Consider the following 6,000-nt stretch of genomic DNA (forward strand, 5'->3'; position numbering starts at 1 on the left):
TGCGGTAGACTAGCGCCGGGCGTCCGGACAACAGGAAAGTGGCATGGCTGACAGCAAGGTTGATCCCAAGAAGTATCCCATCCGTTTGGAAGGCAGCTATACGGGCGACGAGTTGTTCCTGATCGGTGCAGTCGTCGAAGAGGGACTAAGCACGCTCACGCGCACGATGGTCGAATTCGTGTGCGTAAACCGTGCACTTGACCTAGAGGCTGTTCTTGGAACCAAGATGCGCGTCGTCATGGACAATGGGAGTGGCGTCACGCGCAAGTTCCCGGGAACTTGCGTTGCCCTTGAATACTTGGGGTCAGAAAGCGGGCCGGCACATTTTTCAGCTGAAATTCGGCCTTGGCTATGGTTTCTGACGCGGACCAAGGAATGCCGGATATTTCAGGAACAAAATGTTCCCGACATTATTCAAAAGATCCTTGGTGACTATGGGTTCTCCAGCGATCTCGACTTGCGGCTTTCGTCCAACTACGATGTTCGCGATTATGTGGTTCAATATCGCGAAACGGATTACGATTTCATCTGCCGCCTGATGGAGGAAGAAGGGATCTATTTCTACTTCACTGTCGAAGGGGATCGCGAGAAACTGGTTCTCGCTGATGATGTGGGTGCGCATGATCCGGTGCCGGGTGAAACCACCATTGAATTTCAACCTCGCTCTGCGTCGCAATTCCGGTCACGTGACATAATTTTTGACTGGAAAAGCTCAGAACGTGTGACAAGCGGCAAAGTTACGCTGAATGATTTCAATTTTGAAAATCCGAAGGGTGATCTGCTGTCGTCCAATGCGATTCCAAAGGGCGCGCACTCCTACAAAGACAAGGAAGTCTATGACTATCCGGGACACCACCGCACAAGCGCGGTCGGTGACAAGCGGGCTCGGGTCCGCATGGAAGCCGAGGCGATCCGCCATAAGACGACCACGGGTATGGCCAATGCCACTAATCTAGGTGTCGGCTCGATCTTCTCGCTCTCCGAACACCCGCGAAAGTCAGACAATAGCAGTCACATGGTAACGCGGGCGCTGCATAAATTGCAGCTCGTGGGTTCGGACCTTGCACCGCCCAGTATTCGCGGTGAATTGCACGCTGCGTTTGCTGAATTTGCGGCAAGCGATGATCCTTATGAAGTGGCCTTCGCCACGATTCCCTCGGCAGACCAATATCGTGCGCCGCTGGTCACACCTTGGCCAGAAATAGCAGGTGTGCATACGGCCATTGTCGTTGGCCCGGAAGGCGACGAGATTTATACCGATGAGTACGGCCGCATCAAAGTTCAGTTCCATTGGGACCGGCTGGGCAAAAACGACGAAAAATCGTCGTGCTGGGTACGGACCATGATGCCTTGGACCGGCAAAGCCTGGGGGATGATCGCCGTTCCCCGCATTGGTCAGGAAGTGGTGATCCATTTCGAAGAAGGCGACCCTGACCGCCCGATGGCGATCGGCATGCTTTACAATGCGGAAATGATGCCGCCTTACTCTTTGCCTGCAAACATGACCCAATCTGGTCTGAAGACGAATTCGTCCAAAAAGGGAAATGGATTCCACGAACTGATGTTCGAGGACAAGAAAGACAGCGAACTTGTCCGCTTCCAATCCGAACGCGACTACAAACAGATTGTGAAGAACGACGCGTCCATCACTGTTGGGTTGGAACATAAAGACAAGGGTGACATGGACCTGACCATCCACCGCCACCTGACCGAAACGCTGGATACCGGGGATCACACTTTCAAGATCGCCAAGGGCAGCCAGAAGATTGATATCAAGAAGGACAAGACTGAAACGATCGAGGGCAAAAGCACGCTGACCGTGACGGGAAATGTCACCGAGACCGTAAAGTCGGGCAATGTGGCGCGCACAGTCAACACCGGGAATGTCACCGAGACGATCAAGACAGGTAATGCCACCCGGACCCTCAACACGGGCAATGTGACCGAGACCCTGAAACTCGGGAACTATTCCCTCGATGCTAAAGTGGGCAAGATCGACGAAAAGGCCCTGCAGGGGATCACGCTGACTTGCGGCGGGTCATCGATCAAGATTGATCCATCCGGGGTTACAATAAAGGGTCCCATGGTCAAGATTGAAGCTGACGCAATGCTTCAGATGAAGGGGTCGATGACACAAGTTCAGGCCCAGTTGCTGATCCTTAAGGGCAGCCTCACGATGATCAACTAAGGCAGATTTATGATGAGCCGTTATGAAGGCCTGAAAAAGATCCCAAGGGAACCCGCGCTGCGGCAACTCGCGCTGTCCAACATGAAGCTCGATACGGCCCTGACCTCGCCGGCTTCGGCGCCGATCGAACAGGTTTTGGCGGAACTTGAAAGGGCAGATGCCTATCTTGATATGCTGCGGGTTCTGGCTGCGGCTCTTCCAGCGCGCGAACGCGTTTGGTGGGGTTGTCTGGCCGCCGAAGATTTGCTCGGCGATCCGAAGACGCCGCCGCCCTCTCTTGCAGCTGCGCAGGCATGGGTTTTCAAACCTAGCGATGCCGCACGCGAAAAAGCCCGGCAGGCCGTGGAATTGGCCGATTCTGATGACGACACCACGCTGTGCGCGACGGCTGTTGCCATGTGCGACGGAAAGCTTGGTTCGGGCGATTTGGCACAATACGATGCGCCGGCCGGGGCTGCGGCAATGGCGATCCTTGGTATGAACTTGCTTTCGCTGGGCACCGCAGAGGCAGAGGCCTTTGATGCCCACAAGACCATTTTGATTGAGCGCGCTTTGGACATTGCCCGCGGCGGCAACGGTCGGCAAGTGGAAGCCATTCCAAGTTCAACGCCTGAAGCTGTAACCGAAGGTGATGCGCCATGATGCCCTGTGCCCGGATCACGGATATGCACGTCTGCCCAATGGTCACCGGGGTCGTCCCTCATGTTGGCGGACCAATCGCGCCGCCGGGGGTGCCGACAGTTTTGGTCTGCTCGCTTCCTGCTGCCCCGCTGGGCAACATGGCCGTCTGCGTTGGTCCCCCTGATGCGATTGTCAAAGGGTCGGCCACAGTTTTAACAGGCGGTCGCCCTCAGGCACGAATGCTCGATAATTGCGCGCATGGCGGTATGGTTGTTCTTGGGGCACCAACAGTTCTGGTGGGTGGATAATCAGCATGGCGGTAACGGTGCATTTCCAGTCAACCGGTACGGTGCCCGGGGATGGGCGACCTGTCACGATGATCGGGGACGCGATGACCATAGGGCGAAGCGCAGACAATGATCTGATGCTTCCCGATCCCAGCAAGGGCATATCAAAGCGCCATTGTGCCATTGAGATCAATCACGGCATCCCGGTTGCAATTGATCTGTCCACGAACGGAACGTTTCTGAACTATGGCAAAGCGCCCATCGGCGAAGTGTCGGCGCCGTTGAATGATGGGGACGTTCTGACCATCGGGTCATATGAGCTTTTGATTGAGATCACAGAGGCAAAAACGGCCGTTGATCCACACGCCGTTCCCCTAGCGGATACGCCGCCTGCAGGCGCACTTTCAGATATTCTTGGTGGGTCGGATGATGGGGGCGATTTCCTGGATGACCTGCTGGGTGAAGGCGCGCCCGTAACCGGCCCGTCCAGCGTTCAGCGAAAAGATGATTTTGACGAAGATGGGTTGCTGCCACCGCTGGGTGATGACGAAGACGATCTTCTTGGGCCAGTGCCTGAACCGCAGGCTGGTCTTGGGGCCAGTCAAGGCAATCATTCGGCTTCGGCGGAAGATCACTTCCGCCCGTCTACGATTTCGCACAGCGTGATCCCCGACGAATGGAACCCGGACGATCTGCTTGGTGATGAGCCGTTGACGCCGCCTGGCGATATCGTGATTCCGGACGACCCGTTTGCGGAGTCTGAGGATGAAGCCGACCTCGCGTCGCCGGTGGCGGACAAAGGCATAGACGATCCAGAAGAGCCGACGGTGACACCGGTTCAATCAACCGCTCAGCCATCGCCTCGGCCCATGGCCCAACCGGAACCAACGACCCCATCGCAATCTGGAACAGATGTTGCCGCCCGCGCGTTCCTGAAGACGGCTGGCGGAGAGGGGCTTAACCTGTCGGACGAGGATCTGATCCCCACGCTTTCGCGTATGGGGCACGTCATGCGCATTCTTGTGAAGGGACTGCGCGAGGTCCTTATGACCCGAACCTCGATCAAATCGGAATTCCGCATTCAGCAAACGGTCATCGGGTCCGGTGGTAACAATCCGCTGAAGTTTTCTGTCAGCCCCGAACAGGCTCTTGAAGCGATGATCAAGCCGCCTGCGACTGGCTACCTTGACCCCGTTGATGCCGCTGAGCAGGCCCTTAAGGACATCAAGGCCCACGAGATCGCCATGATGACCGGGATGGAAGCCGCCTTGAAAGATGTGCTGCGGCAACTTTCGCCGGACGAATTGGAAAAGCAGATGCAAACCAGCGGCGGGCTTGGCGGGCTGCTGAAAGGCCGTAAAGCCCGCTATTGGGAAGTCTACGAAAAGATGTACGCGGAAATCTCGGACCGCGCCGAGAATGAATTCCACGAGATGTTCAGCCGCGAATTCGCCCGTGCCTATCAGGCCCAACTTGAAAGACTGAAGTGATGACAGCGATCCGAAACGAGGGCGTGTAATGTCTTGGGAAAGCAAGGTTCTGTGGACCGAAGGCATGTTCCTGCAGCCGCACCATTTTCAGCAATCAGACCGGTATCACGAGGCGCTTGTCGCCGGTGTGGCGACCCGCATCGCGCCGTATGCCTGGGGGGTGTCGACCTTGGAGATCGATACTGAATTGCTCAAGGTTGGGCAGTTCAACCTTCGGTCGTGTTCGGGGCTGACGCCGGATGGCGCGGTCTTTCGGGTGCCTGGATTTGACGATCATCCGCCGGCCTTGGATGTCCCATCAAACATCAAGGATTGTGTTGTGTACCTGACTGTTCCGCAACGCCGTCAAGGTGCGCTGGATGTGGACATGACCGGCACAGAACTATCCGCCGCGCGGTTGCGGTCTGGCGAAATCGATATTCCCGACAGCACCGGGCGCGGGCGGAAAGAAACCCGTCTGGCGATTGGCAAAATGCGCCTTCAATTCGCGTTGGAAGTGGATGATCTGGCTGACAAACTCGCCATCCCCATCGCACGAATTATCGAAGTGAAGGCCGACCAGGAAGTTGTGCTTGATGGATCATTCATTCCTTCCTGCCTTGATGTGAGTGCCGCGCAACCGCTTAAGAACTTTCTTGAAGAACTCAAAGGCCTGTTGGCGCATCGCATGAATGCTCTGGCTGGCCGACTTACTGCGGGCGCTGGGGCCAAAGGAACAGCGGAAATTCAAGATTTGCTGCTGCTTATGACCATCAATCGTACGTTGCCAAAGCTGCGGCAAATGTCCGAGCAGGACAATTTGCACCCGCTGACGTTGTTTCGCGACTGCGTTTCGCTCGCCGGTGAACTGGCAAGCCTGTTGTCCCATGAGAAACGCCCGAACGAATACCCTGCCTATCAGCACCATAAGTTGACGCAGTGCTTTCTTCCGGTGATCCGGGACTTGCGCACCTATCTCTCGGCAGTTCTGGAACAAACAGCAGTCGCCATTCCGATCGAAGAGCGAAAATTTGGCATTTGGGCGGGTCGTTTGGCAGACCGCAAGCTGATCGGGACATCGAGCTTTGTTTTGGCAGTGACCGCTGACATCCCTGCCGAACGTGTGCGTCGGCATTTCGCAGGTCAGGCCAAGATCGGGCCAGTCGAAGAAATCAGGCAGCTTGTAAATTCTGCCTTACCGGGGATCGGTGTGACGGCCTTGCCAGTCGCGCCGCGCCAGATTCCCTATAATTCCGGGGTCGTCTATTTCGAACTGGATGGCGCCAGCCCTTATTGGGGTAAAATGACGACATCAGGTGGGATCGCCGTGCATGTCTCGGGTGAATATCCCGGTCTGAACCTTGAACTCTGGGCGATCCGCCAAAGCTGAAAGAGGGCCACGGTCCATGTCGAACGAAGATCCGTTTGCCGAACC

5 protein-coding genes are annotated in these 6,000 nt (G+C 56.2%); all 5 read left to right on the top strand.

Features of this window, described 5'->3' with window-relative positions:
- Window positions 1-43: 43 nt before the first annotated feature.
- Genes E2L05_RS16170 through tssK form a run of 5 tightly spaced genes read left to right on the top strand, consistent with a single transcriptional unit; the run spans window position 44 to window position 5,955 of the window.
- Window positions 44-2,188, top strand: a complete 2,145-nt coding sequence (locus tag E2L05_RS16170) for a type VI secretion system Vgr family protein (RefSeq protein ID WP_133343905.1) — start codon at window positions 44-46, stop codon at window positions 2,186-2,188.
- A gap of 12 nt (window positions 2,189-2,200) precedes the next feature.
- The gene (locus E2L05_RS16175) at window positions 2,201-2,830 is read left to right on the top strand and encodes a DUF6931 family protein (protein WP_243722021.1); all 630 of its coding nucleotides are present in this window, start codon (window positions 2,201-2,203) and stop codon (window positions 2,828-2,830) included.
- Window positions 2,827-3,117: a PAAR domain-containing protein gene (locus tag E2L05_RS16180; RefSeq protein ID WP_133343907.1), complete on the top strand. Its 291-nt coding sequence runs from the start codon at window positions 2,827-2,829 to the stop codon at window positions 3,115-3,117. Before E2L05_RS16175 ends, E2L05_RS16180 begins: the two co-directional genes overlap by 4 nt.
- 5 nt (window positions 3,118-3,122) lie before the next feature.
- Entirely contained in the window at window positions 3,123-4,586 is a 1,464-nt protein-coding gene (tagH, locus tag E2L05_RS16185; protein WP_133343908.1) for a type VI secretion system-associated FHA domain protein TagH, read from the top strand.
- Window positions 4,587-4,614: 28 nt separating this feature from the next.
- Window positions 4,615-5,955, top strand: coding sequence for a type VI secretion system baseplate subunit TssK (gene tssK / locus E2L05_RS16190; RefSeq protein ID WP_133343909.1), 1,341 nt, complete (start codon window positions 4,615-4,617; stop codon window positions 5,953-5,955).
- The last annotated feature ends 45 nt before the right edge of the window (window positions 5,956-6,000 follow it).

This window comes from Meridianimarinicoccus aquatilis (assembly GCF_004358675.1).
GTDB classification, from domain to species: domain Bacteria; phylum Pseudomonadota; class Alphaproteobacteria; order Rhodobacterales; family Rhodobacteraceae; genus Meridianimarinicoccus; species Meridianimarinicoccus aquatilis.